This is a genomic window from Klebsiella sp. A-Nf5, assembly GCF_002810545.1.
Taxonomy (GTDB): Bacteria; Pseudomonadota; Gammaproteobacteria; order Enterobacterales; family Enterobacteriaceae; genus Klebsiella; species Klebsiella variicola.
The window spans coordinates 66084-84691 of sequence record NZ_PIOG01000155.1; the positions used below are offsets into that span (position 1 = coordinate 66084).

Annotated in this window: 19 protein-coding genes; 3 read left to right on the forward strand and 16 right to left on the reverse strand. The window is 56.5% G+C overall.

What is annotated here, in order from left to right:
• Positions 1 to 22 precede the first annotated feature (22 nt).
• Entirely contained in the window at positions 23 to 184 is a 162-nt protein-coding gene (locus CWM53_RS31145) for a hypothetical protein (protein ID WP_012540975.1), read from the forward strand.
• A gap of 65 nt (positions 185 to 249) precedes the next feature.
• On the opposite strand, the gene CWM53_RS16210 is transcribed toward CWM53_RS31145, so the two are convergent.
• From CWM53_RS16210 to pdxB, 10 genes are all read right to left on the reverse strand, one after another.
• The gene (locus CWM53_RS16210) at positions 250 to 834 is read right to left on the reverse strand and encodes a UbiX family flavin prenyltransferase (protein WP_074387934.1); all 585 of its coding nucleotides are present in this window, start codon (positions 832 to 834) and stop codon (positions 250 to 252) included.
• A 136-nt stretch (positions 835 to 970) separates the two neighbouring features.
• Positions 971 to 2488 (reverse strand): amidophosphoribosyltransferase, encoded by a 1518-nt coding sequence (gene purF, locus CWM53_RS16215; protein ID WP_100631067.1) that lies wholly within the window; start codon positions 2486 to 2488, stop codon positions 971 to 973.
• 33 nt (positions 2489 to 2521) lie between these two features.
• Entirely contained in the window at positions 2522 to 3010 is a 489-nt protein-coding gene (gene cvpA, locus CWM53_RS16220) for a colicin V production protein (RefSeq protein WP_002913214.1), read from the reverse strand.
• Between the two features lie 216 nt (positions 3011 to 3226).
• Positions 3227 to 3925: a cell division protein DedD gene (gene dedD, locus CWM53_RS16225; protein WP_100631066.1), complete on the reverse strand. Its 699-nt coding sequence runs from the start codon at positions 3923 to 3925 to the stop codon at positions 3227 to 3229.
• A complete protein-coding gene (gene folC / locus CWM53_RS16230; protein WP_100631065.1) occupies positions 3915 to 5183 on the reverse strand; it encodes a bifunctional tetrahydrofolate synthase/dihydrofolate synthase in 1269 nt (422 codons plus the stop codon). The genes dedD and folC overlap by 11 nt, the downstream gene beginning before the upstream one ends.
• A 75-nt stretch (positions 5184 to 5258) precedes the next feature.
• Positions 5259 to 6179: an acetyl-CoA carboxylase, carboxyltransferase subunit beta gene (gene accD, locus CWM53_RS16235; protein WP_061153771.1), complete on the reverse strand. Its 921-nt coding sequence runs from the start codon at positions 6177 to 6179 to the stop codon at positions 5259 to 5261.
• Positions 6180 to 6365: 186 nt separating this feature from the next.
• A complete protein-coding gene (locus CWM53_RS16240; protein ID WP_061153770.1) occupies positions 6366 to 7025 on the reverse strand; it encodes a DedA family protein in 660 nt (219 codons plus the stop codon).
• Positions 7026 to 7051: 26 nt separating this feature from the next.
• Positions 7052 to 7864: a tRNA pseudouridine(38-40) synthase TruA gene (gene truA, locus CWM53_RS16245; RefSeq protein ID WP_100631064.1), complete on the reverse strand. Its 813-nt coding sequence runs from the start codon at positions 7862 to 7864 to the stop codon at positions 7052 to 7054.
• Complete coding sequence (locus tag CWM53_RS16250) at positions 7864 to 8877, reverse strand: aspartate-semialdehyde dehydrogenase (protein ID WP_100676079.1); 1014 nt, start codon at positions 8875 to 8877, stop codon at positions 7864 to 7866. The genes truA and CWM53_RS16250 overlap by 1 nt, the downstream gene beginning before the upstream one ends.
• 63 nt (positions 8878 to 8940) lie before the next feature.
• Complete coding sequence (pdxB, locus tag CWM53_RS16255; protein ID WP_074387930.1) at positions 8941 to 10077, reverse strand: 4-phosphoerythronate dehydrogenase PdxB; 1137 nt, start codon at positions 10075 to 10077, stop codon at positions 8941 to 8943.
• Between the two features lie 110 nt (positions 10078 to 10187).
• On the opposite strand from pdxB, the gene flk reads away from it, so the two are divergent.
• Positions 10188 to 11168 carry a flagella biosynthesis regulator Flk gene (flk, locus tag CWM53_RS16260; RefSeq protein WP_100676078.1) on the forward strand — a complete coding sequence of 327 codons (981 nt, stop codon included), beginning with the start codon at positions 10188 to 10190 and terminating at the stop codon, positions 11166 to 11168.
• A 58-nt stretch (positions 11169 to 11226) separates the two neighbouring features.
• Here the strand turns inward: flk and CWM53_RS16265 are convergent, their stop codons facing one another.
• The 4 genes from CWM53_RS16265 to CWM53_RS16280 all read right to left on the reverse strand — a co-directional run bounded on the left by CWM53_RS16265 (position 11227) and on the right by CWM53_RS16280 (position 15028).
• Positions 11227 to 12900, reverse strand: coding sequence for a carbohydrate porin (locus tag CWM53_RS16265; RefSeq protein WP_100676077.1), 1674 nt, complete (start codon positions 12898 to 12900; stop codon positions 11227 to 11229).
• A 60-nt stretch (positions 12901 to 12960) separates the two neighbouring features.
• Positions 12961 to 13272, reverse strand: a complete 312-nt coding sequence (locus CWM53_RS16270) for a PTS lactose/cellobiose transporter subunit IIA (protein ID WP_061153764.1) — start codon at positions 13270 to 13272, stop codon at positions 12961 to 12963.
• Positions 13259 to 14605, reverse strand: a complete 1347-nt coding sequence (locus CWM53_RS16275) for a PTS sugar transporter subunit IIC (protein WP_061153763.1) — start codon at positions 14603 to 14605, stop codon at positions 13259 to 13261. The genes CWM53_RS16270 and CWM53_RS16275 overlap by 14 nt, the downstream gene beginning before the upstream one ends.
• Positions 14606 to 14713: 108 nt before the next feature.
• Positions 14714 to 15028 (reverse strand): PTS sugar transporter subunit IIB, encoded by a 315-nt coding sequence (locus CWM53_RS16280; RefSeq protein WP_100676076.1) that lies wholly within the window; start codon positions 15026 to 15028, stop codon positions 14714 to 14716.
• A gap of 195 nt (positions 15029 to 15223) precedes the next feature.
• Here CWM53_RS16280 and CWM53_RS16285 point away from each other — a divergent pair, with 195 nt between their 5' ends.
• Positions 15224 to 15961: a GntR family transcriptional regulator gene (locus CWM53_RS16285; protein ID WP_061153761.1), complete on the forward strand. Its 738-nt coding sequence runs from the start codon at positions 15224 to 15226 to the stop codon at positions 15959 to 15961.
• A gap of 1 nt (position 15962) precedes the next feature.
• On the opposite strand, the gene CWM53_RS16290 is transcribed toward CWM53_RS16285, so the two are convergent.
• On the reverse strand, positions 15963 to 17144 hold the full coding sequence (locus CWM53_RS16290; RefSeq protein ID WP_100676075.1) for an MFS transporter: 1182 nt from the start codon (positions 17142 to 17144) through the stop codon (positions 15963 to 15965).
• Positions 17145 to 17353: 209 nt separating this feature from the next.
• Positions 17354 to 18574, reverse strand: a complete 1221-nt coding sequence (fabB, locus tag CWM53_RS16295) for a beta-ketoacyl-ACP synthase I (RefSeq protein WP_008803915.1) — start codon at positions 18572 to 18574, stop codon at positions 17354 to 17356.
• Positions 18575 to 18608: the final 34 nt, after the last annotated feature.

An 18608-nucleotide genomic window follows, 5' to 3' on the forward strand; every position in this document is an offset into this window, starting at 1 on the left:
GTGATGTGGTGCGTTGCTTGTTATGGTGATTGCCGATCAATCCTGCAGTTTTTGTGCCATCTTCCCGGTGCGTGCCGGGAACAGGGTTAAATTTGTTAAAATAAAGTTGCAGGATTGTCTTGGAAGGGAAGATACCAGCATTACTGGCGAAACCGCAGTGCCTCAGCGCAAAAAGACGAAATAAATGTCGAGGATTTGATCGGGACGACAAATTTGCACCACCGAGGCGCAAGCGTACATTGAATGCACTTATTTAGTGCAATCCAGTGTCCCCTGCCAGCGGGTAAACAGGTCTTGAGACAGGCTAATATCGAACTGATCGAGCACCCGATTGACGGTCTGGTTGATGACATCATCCAGGCTTTGCGGCCGGTGATAAAAGGCCGGCACCGGTGGCATAATGACCGCCCCGAGCTCCGCGGCCTGAACCAGCAATCGCAGATGGCCGAGATGGAACGGCGTTTCCCGCACGCAGAGCACCAGCGGACGACGCTCCTTCAGCACGACATCGGCCGCCCGCGTCAGCAGGCCATCCGTATAGCTATGGACAATGCCAGAGAGCGTTTTCATTGAGCAGGGTAAAATCACCATCCCGGCGGTTTTAAACGAACCGGAAGAGATACTGGCGGCGATATCGCGGGCGTCATGCACCACATCGGCCAGCGCCTGCACGTCGCGCACGCTGAAGTCGGTCTCGAGGGCCAGCGTTTGCCGCGCCGCCTGGCTGAGGATCAGATGGGTTTCAATCTCCGGCACACCCCGCAGCACCTGCAGCATCCGCACGCCATAGATAGCGCCGCTGGCGCCAGAAATGCCAATAATCAGTCGTTTCACGTTCTGTTACCCCTTGCGCGTGTGCCGCAGACTTTGCCGGATTATAGCCTCTGGCGCAACCATTGAGGCACCACCAATGGGATAAAAAAAGGCCCGCCGTCCCTCAGGAACGGCAGGCCCGCGATGCGCGAAGGGGTTAACCCTCGTTGTGCATCTCCAGATTTTCGACTTCGTTCTGCAGCTGTACCGCTTTGGCATCATCGTTACGCAGGGAGTCAAGGTAGTCGAGGTACTGTTGGTCGACATCCCGGGTGACGTACACGCCGTTGAACACCGAGCATTCAAACTGTTGAATATCCGGGTTCTCCGCGCGCACCGCGTCGATCAAATCGTTGAGATCCTGGAAAATCAGGCCATCGGCGCCGATGATCTGGCGGATCTCATCCACTTCGCGGCCATGGGCGATCAGTTCGTTGGCGGTCGGCATATCGATACCGTACACGTTCGGGAAACGAATTTCCGGCGCAGCGGAGGCCAGATAAACTTTTTTCGCCCCCGCTTCGCGCGCCATCTCAATGATCTGCTCAGAGGTGGTGCCGCGTACAATGGAATCATCGACCAGCAGCACGTTCTTATCGCGGAATTCCGCACGGTTGGCGTTGAGCTTACGACGAACAGATTTACGACGCAGCTGCTGACCCGGCATGATAAACGTCCGGCCGACGTAGCGGTTCTTCACGAAGCCCTGACGATAAGGCTTGTCGAGAATGCGGGCGATTTCCAGAGCGATATCGCAGGAGGTCTCCGGGATCGGGATAACGACGTCAATATCCAGATCTTCCCACTCACGGGCAATCTTTTCGCCCAGCTTAGTCCCCATGTTGACGCGGGCGCTGTAGACGGAAATTTTGTCGATAAACGAGTCCGGACGGGCAAAATAGACGTACTCGAACAGGCACGGGTTGCTGACCGGATTATCGGCACACTGACGGGTAAACAGCTGGCCTTTCTCGGTAATATAGACCGCTTCGCCCGGTGCGACATCGCGCAGGAATTCAAAACCAAGCGTATCGAGCGCCACGCTTTCAGACGCCACCATATACTCGGTGCGGCCGTCGCCAACGTCACGTTTACCCAGCACCAGCGGACGAATGCCGTTGGGGTCGCGGAAGGCCACCATGCCATGACCGATAATCATCGCCACGCACGCATACGCGCCGCGGATCTGGCGGTTGGTCGCCGCAATCGCAGCGAAGATGTTGTCCGCTTCCAGCGGGTAGTGGCGGAAGTTATCCAGCTCGCTGGCGAAAATATTGAGGAGGATTTCGGAATCAGAGGTGGTATTGATGTGGCGGCGTTTTTCTTCAAACAGCTTTTTACGCAGCTCGTGTGCGTTAGTCAGGTTGCCGTTATGCGCCAATGTGATGCCATACGGCGAGTTAACGTAAAACGGCTGCGCCTCGGAGGCGCTGGAGCTGCCCGCCGTAGGATAACGCACGTGGCCAATACCCATATTGCCCTGCATACGCTGCATGTGGCGGGCTTCGAATACGTCGCTTACCAGCCCGTTAGCCTTACGCAACCGGAAGCAGTTGTTGGCATCAATGGTGATGATGCCAGCGGCATCCTGTCCACGGTGCTGGAGCACCGTTAGCGCATCATAAATCGACTGGTTAACCGGCATAACACCGGCGATACCGACAATACCGCACATACGTCTTTTCCTCGTTCAGCAACGACCCAAAGTCTATACTTTAGGCAAGAAACTTGACGAGCTTTGCAGGTATTCAAAAAACCATCTGATGACGGGGGTAAAATAGGGAATAAACTGCGACTGATGCCAGTCATCGCTCTTCGCCATCCCGGTAAAAGTGTCAAGGAAGAACAAGATAGCGGCGATGATCAGCACCCCACGTAGCGCGCCGAAGCAGATCCCCAATACCCTGTCGGTACCTGACAAACCGGTCTTCTCCACCAGCTGACCTATCACATAGTTCACGATAGCGCCAACGATGAGCGTCACGATAAACAGCGCCGCAATAGCAATCCCATTTCGAACCCGTTCATCCTCAAAGCCCGTAAACCAGACAGACAGGTCAGCGTAGTAATGGCTGGCGACATAAAACGCGCAACCCCACGTCACTAACGATAAAGCTTCGCGAACAAAGCCGCGGATCAGGCTGACCAGGCAAGAAAGACCCAGCACCGCCATAATGGCGTAATCAATCCAGACCATATACGTCCCACGATTTACGCCCTGTCGTCCAGTTCGGGGCGCATTCTAACAGAAAAAGAAAACGTTTGCGTAGGGATTTCCATGCCCTACAGAAATAAAAATGGCGCTGAAAAAACATTCAACGCCAGACTGCCTTTCGCCTCTTCAGGGCGGCTGAGACAGGGTTTGCGGGGCGTTTCTCCCCGCAACGTTCTCTCCGCATTGCGAAAAAAACAATCAGTTTGGGGTGAAGCCCATCACGACCCCGCTGAGTCCGGAGATCTGTTGCAGATCGCCCAGTTGGCCTTTCAGCTTGTCTTTTGATGCATCCGGGCCGACGAGGATGCGGGTAATTTTACCCTGTACCGGCGTCGAAGGCGACGTATAGACTTTGAAACCCGAGGCCCGTAGTTTACCGACAATCTCATTCACTTTATCGGCGTTCTTCAACGCGCCCAGTTGAACCACATAGGCTTTGCCGGTCGGCGCCGGCAGGGCCGCCTGCTGCTGCTGCTGTGGCTGTTGCTGTTGCGGCTTAGCCGGCTGCGGCGTTGGCGTCGCGGCCTGCTGTTGCGGCTGTGGCTGTGGTTTCGGCTGCGGCTTGGGTTGCGGTTTCGCGGCCACCACCGGCTCCTGAACGTCATCGAAGCTGTTGCTGTTCACCGGAATACGCGACGGATCTAACGATGGCGCGGCGGCATCGCCCGCCCGCACCTCTTCCGCCGCCCCTTCCGGCGGTTGCGAAGGCAACGCCTGGGTCGCCGCTGGCAACATATCCGGTTCATCGCGATCGCCCGGTTTCGGCACCAGTGGGATCGCGGCAAACTCATCCTGGTAATGCTTTTTCTGCCCGTCCAGCAGCCCTGGCAGGATAATCACCCCCAGAGCCACCAGCACGATTGTCCCGACTAAACGGTTCTGAAACTTACTCGCCACCGATTCTCCCCGCGTCTATCTCTTCCATTACCTGCGCTACGGTGTGAAATGAACCACACACCAGCACGGTATCTTCCACTTTAGCGTCAGCCATGGCCGCATGCCACGCCTGCGCCACGCTGGTATAGACTGTGCCGCCACGCAAATGTTCCACCAGTTGCTCCGCCGTCGCTCCGCGCGGGCCTTCCAGCGGCGCACAGTACCAGGCATCGACTTCCGGGGCCAGATTGGCCAGCGTGCCGGCAATGTCTTTATCATGCAGCATACCAATAACCGCCAGCACGCGTCCCGTTTTCGCTAACGTTTTGAGACGCCCGGCGAGATAGGCCGCCGCGTGTGGGTTATGCGCTACATCGAGGATCACCCGCGGGGCGTCGCTGATTATCTGAAAGCGTCCCGGCAGCATCGCATCGCGGATCCCATCGCGGAGGATAGTCTCATCGACAGCAAGCCCGCTGGCGCGCAGCGCCGCCACGGCCGTCGCCGCATTCGGCAACGGCACCTGAGGCAGCGGCAGGCAGCTTAACGCCCCGGCCCCGTCGTGGAAGGACCATGTTTCGCCCTCCACCTCATAGCGCCAGTCGACGCCGCGGCGCTGGAGCAGCGCGCCTTTCTCGCTGGCCACGTCGGCAATGGTGTGCGGCATATCCGGCTCACCCACCACCGCCGGTTTACCGGCACGAAAGATACCCGCTTTTTCCCGGCCGATACTTTCGCGATCCGGCCCCAGCCAGTCGGTATGATCGAGGGCGATGCTGGTGACCACCGCCACGTCAGCATCCACGATGTTAGTGGCGTCGAGACGGCCACCCAGCCCGACCTCAAGGATCACCACGTCCAGCTGCGCCTGCTTAAACAGCCACAGCGCCGAGAGCGTGCCGTACTCAAAATAGGTCAACGATATGTCACCGCGCGCCGCTTCGATTTCAGCAAACGAGGCCGTATGCGCCGCCTCCGGTAGTTCAGCTCCCTGAATGCGCACGCGTTCGGTGTAGCGCACCAGGTGCGGGGAGCTGTAAACCCCCACTTTATAGCCAGCCGCCATCAGGACGGTTTCCAGGGTACGGCAGGTGGTGCCTTTGCCATTGGTGCCAGCAACCGTAAAGACAAACGGCGCCGGTTTGACGATAGCCATCTGCCCGGCGACCTCGCTGACGCGCGCCAGCCCCAGGTCGATGGTTTTACTGTGCAGATGTTCCAGATAAGAAAGCCACGTAGCCAGGGGCGACGTGGCCTGAGGAATAGGATCTTTTTCCATGATGCCCGCAAGAATTGACGGTTAACGCGTATGAATAAAAAAGGGCAGCGCCGCCAGGCCCTGCCCTCTGCTTTATCAGGCCTCTGGTTCCTGATCCGGTGCCGGCGGCACCACCACGCCTTCATTAGGCGCTTCCGAAGCGGGAACCGGCGCCGGCAGGTTCATCAGCTTCGCCAGAATGCTGGCCAGCTTGAGACGCATTTCCGGGCGGCGAACGATCATATCAATCGCCCCTTTTTCAATCAGGAACTCGCTGCGCTGGAATCCCGGCGGCAGCTTCTCGCGTACGGTCTGCTCAATCACGCGAGGACCGGCAAAGCCGATCAGCGCTTTCGGCTCGGCAATGTTCAGATCGCCCAGCATCGCAAAGCTCGCCGATACGCCGCCCATGGTCGGGTCGGTCAGCACGGAGATGTACGGTAATCCGCGCTCCTGCATTTTTGCCAGCGCGGCGGAGGTTTTCGCCATCTGCATCAGCGACATCAGCGCTTCCTGCATACGGGCACCGCCGGAGGCGGAGAAACAGATCAGCGGGCAGTTGTCTTCCAGCGCCTGCTCCACCGCGCGCACAAAGCGTGCACCGACGACGGAACCCATCGAGCCCCCCATAAAGGAGAACTCAAAGGCGGCGGCAACCACCGGCATCTCATAGAGCGTACCTTTCATCACCACCAGCGCGTCTTTCTCGCCCGTCTCTTTCTGAGCGGACGCCAGGCGGTCTTTGTATTTTTTTGAATCGCGGAACTTCAGCACATCTTTTGGCTCAAGTTCGCTACCCAGTTCTACCAGAGAACCTTCATCCAACAGGCTATGCAGGCGATTACGCGCCGACATGCGCATATGGTGATCGCACTTAGGACAAACCTCCAGGTTGCGCTCCAGCTCGGCGCGGTAGAGTACCTGACCGCAGCTGTCGCACTTGGTCCATACACCCTCAGGAATGCTCGCCTTGCGGGTGGGAGTGATGTTGCTTTTAATTCGTTCAATCCAGCTCATTGATAACCTTTCTGCCTGAACCTGGTCGATGCCAGTTTTGTCGTAAGGGGCGCATAATGCCATTTTTGCCTCTTACAGACCATGAATGTTGCACATTAAATCATATCATCCCGGAACATGGGATAAAAAAGTGGTCAAACCGCTGCGCGTGACGACACATGGCCGTCACGCGCAGCGCAGGGCGAGCTACTTCGCCTGCTTTGACGCCGCCCGCTTATGGCGGATGATTTCAATCACGCCGGGCAGGACGGAGAGGACGATGATCGCCACAATCAGCAGCTTCAGGTTCTCCTGCACCACCGGCAGATCGCCAAACAGATAGCCGGCGTAGGTGAACAACAACACCCACAGCAGCGCCCCGACCACGTTATAGGCTGCAAAATGACGATAGGACATATGCCCCATTCCCGCCACAAACGGCGCGAAGGTTCGGACTATCGGCACAAAGCGCGCCAGGATAATGGTTTTTCCGCCGTGACGTTCATAGAAGCTATGGGTTTTATCCAGATAGCTACGACGGAAAATCTTCGAGTTCGGATTACTGAACAGCTTCTCGCCGAACAGTCGGCCAATAGTGTAGTTAACCGCATCGCCGACGATAGCCGCGATAATCATCAGCAATACCATCAGGTGAACATTGAGATCGTTGGTCGGCAGCGCCGAGAGCGCGCCCGCCACGAACAGCAGTGAATCGCCCGGCAGGAACGGCGTCACCACCAGCCCGGTTTCGCAGAACAGAATCAAAAACAGAATGGCATAAACCCAGACGCCGTACTGGGCAACCAGTTCGGCAAGGTGCACATCAATATGCAGGATGAAATCAATTAAAAAGTGAATCAAGTCCATATTTGTCTTTACCCTTAATGACCCTATTAGTCCGCCAGAAACAGCGGGCCCATTGGCAGCACCGGTAAATCATAGTGGGCCGGGTAATCAACCGACACCAGATATAACCCTTCCGCTTTTGCCGTTGCCGCAGCGAGCGTCCTGTCTTTTGCTGCCAGCAGTTCTGCCATCCAGCTCTCCGGCTGGTTTCCGGCGCCGACTTCCATCAGGCTGCCCACAATATTCCTGACCATATGATGTACAAAGGCGTTTGCTTTGATATCCACCACCACATAAGCACCGTAGCGGGTAACGTTAATATGCATCACGTTTCGCCACGGGGTGCGCGACTGACACTGCACCGCGCGAAACGAGGTAAAGTCATTCTCCCCCAGCAGACACTGCGCAGCGCGCTGCATACGCTCGGCGTCGAGCGGTTGGTGAAAATGCGTGACGCCCTGGCTCAACACCGCCGGGCGCAGGCGATGATTATAGATAACGTAACGATAGCGTCGCGCTGTGGCGCTGAACCGGGCGTGAAAATCCGCCGGCACATGTTTAACCCAACGCACCGCGATGTCACCAGGTAAATTCGCATTTACCCCCAGCGTCCAGGCGGCATCTTTACGCTGCGCCCGGGTTTCGAAATGCACCACCTGGCCGGTGCCATGGACACCGGCGTCGGTGCGACCGGCGCAAAATACGCTTACCGGTTCGTTAGCCACCTGCGACAACGCCTTTTCCAGCTTCTCCTGCACGCTGCGCACTTCGTTTTGCCGCTGCCAGCCATAATATTTGCTGCCGTCGTACTCGATGCCCAGCGCGATTTTAAAGATCGGCTGCTGCTCCATCTCAGACATCAGTACAGGTACTCCTCAATCAGCTTCTCGGCGATCTTCACCGCCATCAGCGCGCCACCGAAGCGGACGTTATCCGCGACGGACCAGAACTGAATCTGCTCCGGCATGCCGTAATCGTTATGCACACAGCCGATGGAGAGACGGGCATTGCCGGAAGCGTCGCCAACCTGAGTTGGGAATTCGCCCTCTTCAGAAAGCTCAATTTCTTCGCCGCGAGTAAAGGCGTCGCGCGCCTCTTCCGCTGCCAGCGGACGCATCGCTTCAAAGTTCACCATCTGCGCATGGCCGTAGAAGACCGGCGACTGAACGACGCTGGCGGAAATCATCAGCCCGTCATCCTGAAGGATTTTGCGCGCTTCATCGACGATACGCCGCTCTTCGCGCACGCTCCCTTCACGATCCGGCAGCAGCGGTAGCATATTAAATGCCAGCTGGCGGCCAAAGAAATCGTCTTCATCAACGGGGATCCCGTTCAGCAGCTTGGCGCTCTGCCCTGCCAGCGCATCCACCGCTTTTTTCCCGTGTCCCGAAGCGGAGAGCAGGTTGGTGACGCTGATGCGCGACAATCCGCCCTGCTCGATAAGCGGCTTGAGTGCCGTCAGCAGCTGGCTGGTCAGACTATTGGGCACCGCGATCAGGTTGCGATTGCGGTAGTCGCCCAGAACGAACGGGTTCACGTCCGGCACCACCAGCGGCACGTCCGGCTCCAGCGCGAACAGGCCGCTGAGATCGATAACCAGACACCCGGCGTTAGTGGCGTCTTCGATATACGCCGCGCTGGCTTCGACGCCGGCAGCGAAGAAGGCCAGCTGGGCCTGGGTCCAGTCAAACTCGGCGGCGTCCTTGACGATCACCGACTTGCCACCAAAACGCAGATGTTCGCCCGCGCTTTCATTGCGCGCCAGAGCAAAAATCTCCCCCACCGGGAACTGGCGTTCAGCAAGAGTTTCGAGCAGGGCTTCGCCTACGGCGCCCGTTGCGCCCAGTACGGCAATATTCCAGCCTTCAGACATGGTGGTTTACTCCAGAAATAAAGCGGCCCTGCCGGAGTATCCGGCAGAGGCATTAAGAAGACATTAACGAACAGAATGATGCACAGCGTTAAAACCGAGCTGACGCAACAGCGTCGCCGCCTGCGCATCGCTGCACTGTACATACAGCGAAGACCATTCGCGGCGTTCCTGATAGTTTTTACGCAGCTTGTCGAATTCACCGGCGACGCCCGCCACCTTCCGCAGCGGCGCATCATCGCGGCGCACATCATACACCAAATGGACCAGTCTTTTCAGCGTCGGCTGATCGAGCGGGCCATGCAGGGTGATGCGGCCAAATTCCGGCGCCGGCAGCAGGGTATCCAGTGCCACCTGCTGCGGATGGCCGATAAAGGCGCTGTAGGCTTCAAAAACCTGCGTCGTCCCGCGCGCTTTCCCTTCGAGGGTGTAGCCGGCAATATGCGCGGTACCGATATCCACTCGCTTGAGAAGCGCAACGTTAAGATCCGGCTCCGGCTCCCAGACGTCCAGCACCACGCTCAGTGGCTGGCCGGCTTCCAGCCGTTTCAGCAGCGCGGCGTTATCCACCACCGGCCCGCGGCAGGCGTTAATTAAAATCGTTCCAGGCTTCAGTCGGCTAATCAGCGCTTCATCCGCCAGATGCAGGGTTTTATACGGCCCTTCTTTATACAGCGGGGTATGGAAGGTCAGTACATCGGCTTCCTGGACCAGGGCATCGAGGGAGCGGAAATCGCCTTCGTCTCCGCGATCGGCGCGCGGCGGATCGCAGAGCAGGGTTTTGATCCCCAGCGCTTCCAGCCGTTTTTGCAACCGTCCGCCGACGTTGCCGACGCCAACGATCCCGACGGTGCGATCGCGCAGCGCGAAGCCGTCGCGTTCGGCCAGCATCAGCAGCGATGAAAAGACGTACTCCACCACCGCAATGGCATTGCAGCCGGGCGCCGCGGAGAAACCAATCCCTGCCTGCTGCAGCCACGCCTGATCGACGTGATCGGTGCCTGCGGTAGCGGTGCCGACGAACTTAATGGCCTTGCCGGAGAGCAATGCTTCATTGACCCGGGTGACCGATCGCACCATTAAGGCATCCGCATCGGTCAGGGCATCGGCCGGAACCGGACGGCCTGGAACCGCTTGCACATCGCCTAAACGGCTAAAAAGATCACGGGCATAGGGCATATTTTCATCAACGAGGATTTTCACAGTTCAGTACCTGTCTGAGAACGAGAGTTAACCGGGGAAGTGTGCCATAATCTGGCCGCCAGGCATACTCATCACCTGGTTCCAGCACCGCGATATCGAAAGGATGAATCATGACGCACCCCCTTGCAGATATGCCAGACCGTCCTCCGGGGCGAGGTCCATCAGGCACTGCCGCCACCGGCGAACCTTCGCTTTCCATGCAGCAACGCACCGTCCTGGAGCGACTGATCACGCGCCTGGTGGCGCTGACCTCGCAGCAGAATGCGGAAGTGTGGGCCTGCGTCAAGCATGACCTCGGACTGAAAGGCGACACCCCCCTGCTGGCCCGCCATTTCAACGCCGCGGAGACGAGTCTCAATCAGCGTTTAACCACGGCTCAGGACAATCATCATCATCGCCAGACGCTGGCACAGCTCAGCGATCTGCTGGGTCAAGGCAATAACCGTCAGGCGGTCAGCGATTATATTCGTCAACATTATGGGCAAACGGCGCTGCATGCGCTAAGCCAGCCGCAGCTGGAGAACATTCTGCACCTGCTGCAGCGCGGCCAGCTATCGATCCCGCAACCGCAGCAGCGTCCCGCGACCCTGCGCCCGCTCTTGCCGGCGGAGCACAACACGCTTAATCAGCTGGTGACTAAGCTGGCGGCTGCCACCGGCGAACCGAGCAAGCTGATTTGGCAGTCCATGCTGGAACTTTGCGGTGTCAAATCCGGAGAGCTGATCCCGGCGACGCACTTCACGCCGCTTTCATACTGGCTTCAGGCGCGGCAAACGCTGAGTGCACAAAGCTCGCCCACGCTCACCTCGCTGCAGGGAGCGCTCAAGCAGCCGCTGGAGGCCGCAGAGTGGCAAAAGATTGTCGACTTTGCGCGTCGCAGCTGGCAGGTCACCCCGCAGACGACGCTGAGCCCAGCGCAGATCCTGGCGCTGTTGAATAAGGTGTTTGTGCTGCGGGTAGCCCGCGCTCAGGAGACGTTGGCCATCCCGCAGGAAAAGCCCGCGCCGAAACGAGCGTGGGCCGCTAAGCCGTGGCAGCTGGCGCTGGGCGGTGTATTGATCCTGCTCCTTCTGCTGTGGTGGCTGCTGTAGCCCACGTCGCAGGAAAACGCGCCCGCCTCATGCGGGCGCCCGTTAAGTGATTTGCCGGTTACCACCACACCTCGGCCTGAACGCCAACCATAAACTCATCTTTGCTTTCGTCGTTGAACGCAAACTGCGACAACTGGTTATCGAGAATATTGATATACGTTCCATAGAAGCGAATTTCAGGACGTGACCCCAGCAGGCTCGGCCCAACCTTCAGCGCATGGTACAGCGTCGTTTTATACGCTGACTCCTTCAGATCGTCGCCCTGACGGGTGTTGTTTTTCTGGGTAAACCACCCCAGCTCGACCCCGGTCTGGTTCCAGGTGTCCCATATCCAGGCTGGGCGGATCACCGCGCGCAGGCTGTCGAAATCGCTGTGCGCCCCGCTTTCATAGCTATACACATCATTGCCATGGGCCCACACCAGTGAATTCGCCATGATAATGCGATCGGCGAGGTACATTTCCCCCTGTGAAATCAGGCGCCAGGCCACGCCGTTGGTATGATCACCGTAGTAATAGCGACCGCTGGCCATGGAGTTGCTGGCGCCGGAGAAGTTGGCGAAACTGCTGGCGTACGAGTTGTCCGCCACCTGCAGCGTAAATTCGTTAAAGCCCTTGCGTTCCAGCTCCTGACGAATAATGGCGGTGGCCATCCAGGTATCTTTGAACCGGAAGTAGCTGTTGTTATCTTCGTTTCGCTCCTGCTCGTCATTTTTATTAGCGAACGCATATTTGCCCATTAGCGACAAAGAACCCGACTGCCACAGGGGAATATTACGATAGCGCAGGTCGACTGAGTTGGTGTTCATCTGGGTGGTTTGCGTAAAATCACGAGAATACACGTCGACATCGTTCCGGCTGACGGAAGCATCCAGCTGGCCAACCCCCAGCGCCCAGTTCTGGATCCCGACCCCGGCCGCAACGTCGGTGGTCAGCGACTTCCAGTCCAGCATCTGAATTTCATACTCGGGCAGTTTATGTTTGCCGACCCAGAAATCTGCCTTTGGCGCGAACGGCAGGAAACCTTTGGTGGTCAGATAAATATCACTAAACTGCAAAATGCTGTCGTTATCTTTGCCACCAAACCAGGCGTCGTTATACTGCTCGCCGACGTTACCGTCGTACGTCACAACGGCATTCGCCGTTTTGCCATCCTGGTTATAGACCCGCTGATTCAACGTTAAGTCGAACCAGCCACTCATTTCATTACCGAAACGACCCAGCGAGCCGGGGGCGTAGGTCTGCGACGATCCGTGATTTGATGTTCCCCAGCCGGAACGGAAGTACCCCTGGTAGCTAAAGCCAATATCATCTTTAACAAATTTACTGATGTCCTTCAGGGTGACGCTTTCCAGTTTCGGCTTCTGGCCTTCGGTATCAATAACCGCCACCTGCTGAGTGGCTTTCACCTGCACCGGGGCCGCTTTTTTACTCAGTTCATTATTTTCATTGGCTATATTTTCCGCCACCGGCGACGTTGTTGTTGGATAACCCGTCGTGACATGACGTTTTTCATTCTCCTTAATACTTTTTTGTAATTCGGCCACCTTACCTTTATAGGTCGATAATTGTGATTGCGTTTTTTGTAGCTCTTTTTTATTCGCCGACAGTTCAGACTCCAGTAATTCCAGACGCTGTTCAATGGTTAATTTAGCCGCCATCACATCACTTGTCGAAATAGCCAGCAGTACCGATAAAGACAATAAGCTCACCTTCAATTGACTTGAATACATAGGGTACCTTTACATATTGTTATAATTGGCCTTCAGCCAGAACGGCTGAAGGCGGGTAAATCAGGCAGAGCGCTCCTGGCGCAGGGCAATAATTTCTTTGGCTAAATCCTGGCACAGCATCGCGGTCATTAAGTGATCCTGGGCGTGCACCAGAATAAGGTTAACGGTGATTTTTCCGCAGCCTTCGTCCTGACCTATCAACGCCGTTTGGATCTTATGCGCTGCCCGACAGGCCGCTTCCGAGCTGGCCATCAAATCCGCTGCCCGCTCCCATTCCCGCTGCCGGGAGGCGGCAATCGCCTCCATGGCGTCTGAGCGCGCCTGACCGGCATAAATCAGCAACTCCATGACCGTACTTTCATCTGCAAACATCGCCATCCTCCTGGTCGGTCGCCGCCGCGGTATTGACCTTGTTAGCGGCAATCACAAACGGTAAGTAAATGAGTGTTGAAACCGCGAGGCACAGAATGCCGACAAACAGCGCCAGCCAGTTGCCGCCGGTGCCAAAGAAGGCGATAAGCGGCCCGGGCGTGGTCCAGGGTACGGCGTAAGCAATCGGCGGAATAAACTCCATGCTAATAAAGAAATAACCGATCAGTGAATTCACAAATGGCACCAGAATAAACGGGATCACCAGGATAGGGTTAAGCACAATCGGCAGGCCAAACATCACCGGTTCATTGATGTTAAACAGGCCCGGCACGAAGGCCATTTTTGCCAGGTCACGGTAATCTTTGCGTCGGGAGGCGATAAAGATGGCCAGTAACAGGCCCAGCGTCATACCCGACCCGCCGCAGTTAGCAAACGCATCATTGATGCCGGTCCAGGTAATGGGGTACGGCGCTCCCCAGGTGCTGCCATGCGAGGCGGCATAGGAGAGATTTTCGAGGTTAGCTTCCGAGAAGATGGTCTCGCGGATGGCGGCCACGGTATTCGGCCCATGGATCCCCAACACCCAGAGGAAATTCGCCACCAGTCCCAGCACCAGAACGGTCACAATGTTGGTCCCCATATCCTTCAGCGGAGCCTGAATAAGGGTATAAATCAGATCGTTAAGACCATTCGGCGAAATACGCGTCAACAGATAGTTGAGGATCGAAAAGAAGATCATCACGAAGAAAATCGGCAACAACACCTTAAAGGAACGCGCCACCGCCGGCGGCACCGCAGCCGGCATCGTGATGGTCACCCTTGGGTTGCGCGCCAGGCGGCAAAAGACTTCGCTGGAAATCAGCGCGACGATAATCGCCACAAACAACCCCTGCGGGCCAAGATATTTGGTCGCCAGATAGGCCTGACCATCGATGATGGTATAAGGCGTGTACACCACAAAAAAGGCGCCGATCGCCGTCAGGCCGCACAGGAGATCGTCCTGCTGATAGCTGATCGCCATATTGCGCGCCACCAGAAAGGTGATCAATATCGCCATGATATTGACCGAACCGTTCATTACCGGGGTGAAAATCTGCTGCGCCTCCGCGAGATGGGGGAATATCGACCCTAAATGCAGAATACTGGCGATAAATCCGTCAGGCGACAAAATAGCAAAGTTGATAAGAATAATCAGCGAACTGGCCATGACGATGGGAAACGAAAGAATAAACGCATCGCGAATCGCTGAAACGTGGATCTGAGAATTTAACTTAATTGCGACAGGCACGAGGATTTTTTCCATGCCACGCTCAAAGGTATCCATGAAACTCATGACGAACCCTTATTCATAATAATTTATTAACGTCATCGTGTTTTTTAGCCGTAGCAGCCCAGGGCAGCAACGAAAGTACCCACACGATAACGGGGATAAATGAGAAAACTATCGGTTTGCCAATAATGCCAGCGCACTTTCCAGAACGGCTTTACCGTCCATTTGCCCATAATATTTCATGTCAATCACCGCCACCGGCATTTTCCCCTGGGCCACCTCTTCTATTTCTTTTTTTTGAAAACGAACCTGCGGCCCTAAAAGGACGACATCCACTTCATTGTCCTTAATCTTTTCTTTGGCTTCAGAAATAGCCAGCGCATTGATATTAACCTGAGCCTGAATATTTTCAGCCTGCTCCTGCATTCTTTTCACCAGCATACTGGTCGACATTCCCGCCGCACACACTAACAATATATTTTGCATTACCCCTTCCTGTTTTACTGATGACCTCAATTGACGAGCACTTTAATAATTGTTAATTTTCTTAACCGCGGTTTTGATCACAGTTAGCCATCCTGAAGTGGTGCAGAAGCAAAGCAAAAAATGAACGTCTTGCCCTGTATTTAACAACATACGATAGCAAGGCCATGTTTCCAAAGGGATTATGGAGGTTCAAAAGTGGTGTACAAAAATATCGTCAATTTGCTTAAAAACAAAATTAATAGCCCGTTCTACAACATTGGCGATCTTCTGCCGGCCGAAAAAGAGTTGGCAGAACTTTATGATGTTTCACGCAATACGTTACGTAAAGCGCTGAAAACGCTGGAAGAGGATGGTTTAATCGAACGCCGACATGGCTCAGGCACATGGATTAGAAATAAGCATTTCCAGGCGTCGGTGACGCATTTAGACAGTTTTACCGAAATTGCCCGTAATCAGGGAAAAACGCCCTCCAGCCAGATCCTCAAATTTGAGTTACAGCCAGCGTCGGAGGAAATTGCCCGTGGACTGCAATTGCAGCATGGCGAAGCGGTATATTATGCTAAAAGATTGCGTTTTATCGATAATATCGCCATGCAATTAGAGGAAACATGGCTCTCCGCGACCCGTTTTCCCGATCTGACCATCGCGCATATGAAGAAATCGAAGTTTTCATATATAGAAAACGAATGCGGAGTAAGAATAAATGGATGTTACGAATCAATAGTGCCGGTGCTCCCAACGCCTGAGCTGGCAACTCTCCTGCATATCAGCGCCAAAGATCCGATTATCCGCATGCAGACGCAGGCGATTGATGAACACCACCAGCCTATCGATTACTCCATTCTGTATACTAATATGTTCGAATTCCAGGTGAAGTATTACCTGCCGCGGCAGACGGCGCCCGGCCTGCCCGCGGGCAAGGCCGGACAATAACCTAACCCTGGCGGCGGAAAGAGACGAGGGTGACGATAATCCCCAGCGCCGCGCAGAGAGCACCAGCAAGGAACACCGACGAGTAACCCAGCGAGGTCGCCAGCAGGCCGGTTAGCGGCCCGGTCAGGCCATAGGAGATATCCTGAAAGGCCGCATAGCCGCCGAGCGCGGTGCCGCGCACCTGCGCCGGGACGCGCTTCACCACCTCCACGCCGAGTGAAGGGAAAATCAGTGAGCAACCGCATCCGGTTAGCGCCGCGCCAGCCAGCGCCAGCCAGGCATTCGGCGCCAGCCCCAGCAGCGTCAGACCAACCGCCTCTATCAGTAACGAGACCATCGCCACCCTGACGCCGCCAAACCGGTCCGGCATCCAGCCAAACAGAATACGCATCAGCACAAAGGCACCGCCAAACGCCGTCAGGGTAAAGCCGGCCATCGGCCAGTTATGACTGGCGAAATAGAGGGAAACGAAGGTGCCGATCACCGCAAAACCAACGCCTTGCAGGCCCAGACCAATGCCTGGCCGCCAGATCATGCCGATGACGCTCCATAATGAAGGCCGCTCGCCACCGTGAGCCGCCACTTTGCGCACAGTACCGTTAATAAGCCAGGCGACGAGCGGTAATCCCATGGTGACGCAGGCCAGCACCGCCACACCGAAATGGCTATAGATCAATAATCCCAGTGGGGCGCCCACCGCCAGCGAGCCATACATCGCCATGCCGTTCCATGACATCACTTTGCCGGAGCGGGCCGGCCCCACCAGCCCCATCCCCCAGCTCAGGTTACCGGTCAGCAACTGGCTTTCGCCAAATCCGAGGATCAAGCGCCCCAGCAGCAGCAGGCCAAGCCTGGCGAGCACCGGCAGCGGCAGTAGCGCAGCGGCCAGCCATGCTGCGCCCGCCAGGGCACAGGCCAGCATCCCTTGCAGGACGGAGCGTTTGGCGCCGTACTGGTCTGCCAGGCGCCCGGCGTAGCCGCGGGTCAGAACGGTGGCGAGGAACTGGATCCCTACTGCCACGCCAACCACGGTGTTGCCAAATCCCAGCTCCTGATGGACAAACAGCGGGATCACCGGCAGCGGCAAACCAACGGTCATGTAGGTCAAAAAGACAGCAAACGTAATACGGAAAAGCGAAAAATTCGCTGAGGAATGGGATGTTGTTTCAGTAACTGCGGACATGCATTACTCCAGATTCGCAGAGTAAGGCGAGCAAAGCGACACGCCCCCTCCACCTGATTATCAGGGTTAAGGCGCGTTGGTTGACGTTAAACGCTTACGCATTAGTGGAGAGACTAATGGATCCGCCAGCAGTGTGCCTGCAGGCCCTTACCCTGTCAAGATAACAAAAAAGGGGAGCCGGTGGCTCCCCTCTGCACTTCGCATGCTGATTAGGCGTTGTATTTACGCATCACCAGCGTGGCGTTGGTGCCGCCGAAGCCGAAGCTGTTGGACATCACGGTGGTCAGCTTAGCGTCAGTCGGTTTGGTGACGATGTTCAGGCCGGCAGCCTGCTCGTCCAGCTCTTCGACGTTGATGCTCGGCGCGATAAAGCCGTGCTCCAGCATCAGCAGGGAGTAGATGGCTTCCTGTACGCCCGCCGCGCCCAGCGAGTGGCCGGTCATCGCTTTAGTTGCAGAGATAGCCGGGCTGTTGTCGCCGAACACTTCACGGATAGCACCCAGCTCTTTCACGTCGCCGACCGGAGTAGACGTACCGTGGGAGTTCAGGTAGTCAATCGGGGTATCAACGCCGTGCATCGCCATCTGCATGCAGCGCACTGCGCCTTCGCCAGACGGGGCTACCATGTCAGCGCCATCGGAGGTTGCGCCGTAGCCGACGATTTCGGCATAAATGTGCGCGCCACGCGCCAGGGCGTGTTCCAGTTCTTCCACGACGACCATACCGCCGCCGCCGGCGATAACGAAGCCATCACGGTTCGCATCATAGGTACGGGACGCTTTTTCCGGGGTGTCGTTGTATTTGGTGGACAGTGCGCCCATGGCGTCGAATTCACAAGCCATTTCCCAGCACAGCTCTTCGCCGCCGCCGGCAAAGACGATATCCTGTTTGCCCAGTTGGATCTGCTCTACCGCGTTACCGATGCAGTGGGCGGAAGTGGCGCAGGCCGAGCTGATGGAGTAGTTAACGCCGTGGATTTTGAACGGCGTGGCGAGGCAGGCGGAAACGCCGGAAGCCATCGCTTTGGTGACCACATACGGGCCCACGGCTTTCAGACCACGCGGGCTACGCATGGCATCAGCGCCGAAGACCTGGAATTTCGGGGAGCCGCCGCCGGAGCCTGCAATCAGGCCAACACGCGGGTTGCTCTGGTATGCTTCCGGCGCCAGACCTGCGTCGGCAACGGCCTGTTCCATGGACAGGTAAGCATAGATGGAAGCGTCGCTCATAAAGCGCACTACTTTGCGGTCAATGAGGCCAGTGGTATCCAGTTTGACGTTGCCCCATACGTGGCTGCGCATCCCTGAATCTTTAAGCTCCTGAGAGAAAGTGATCCCTGAACGTCCTTCACGCAGAGATGCCAGGACTTCCTGCTGGTTATTACCGATGCTGGAAACGATGCCCAAGCCAGTAATCACTGCACGTTTCATTCAATACCTCTGTAAGTCGCACTATTTTAAGTTT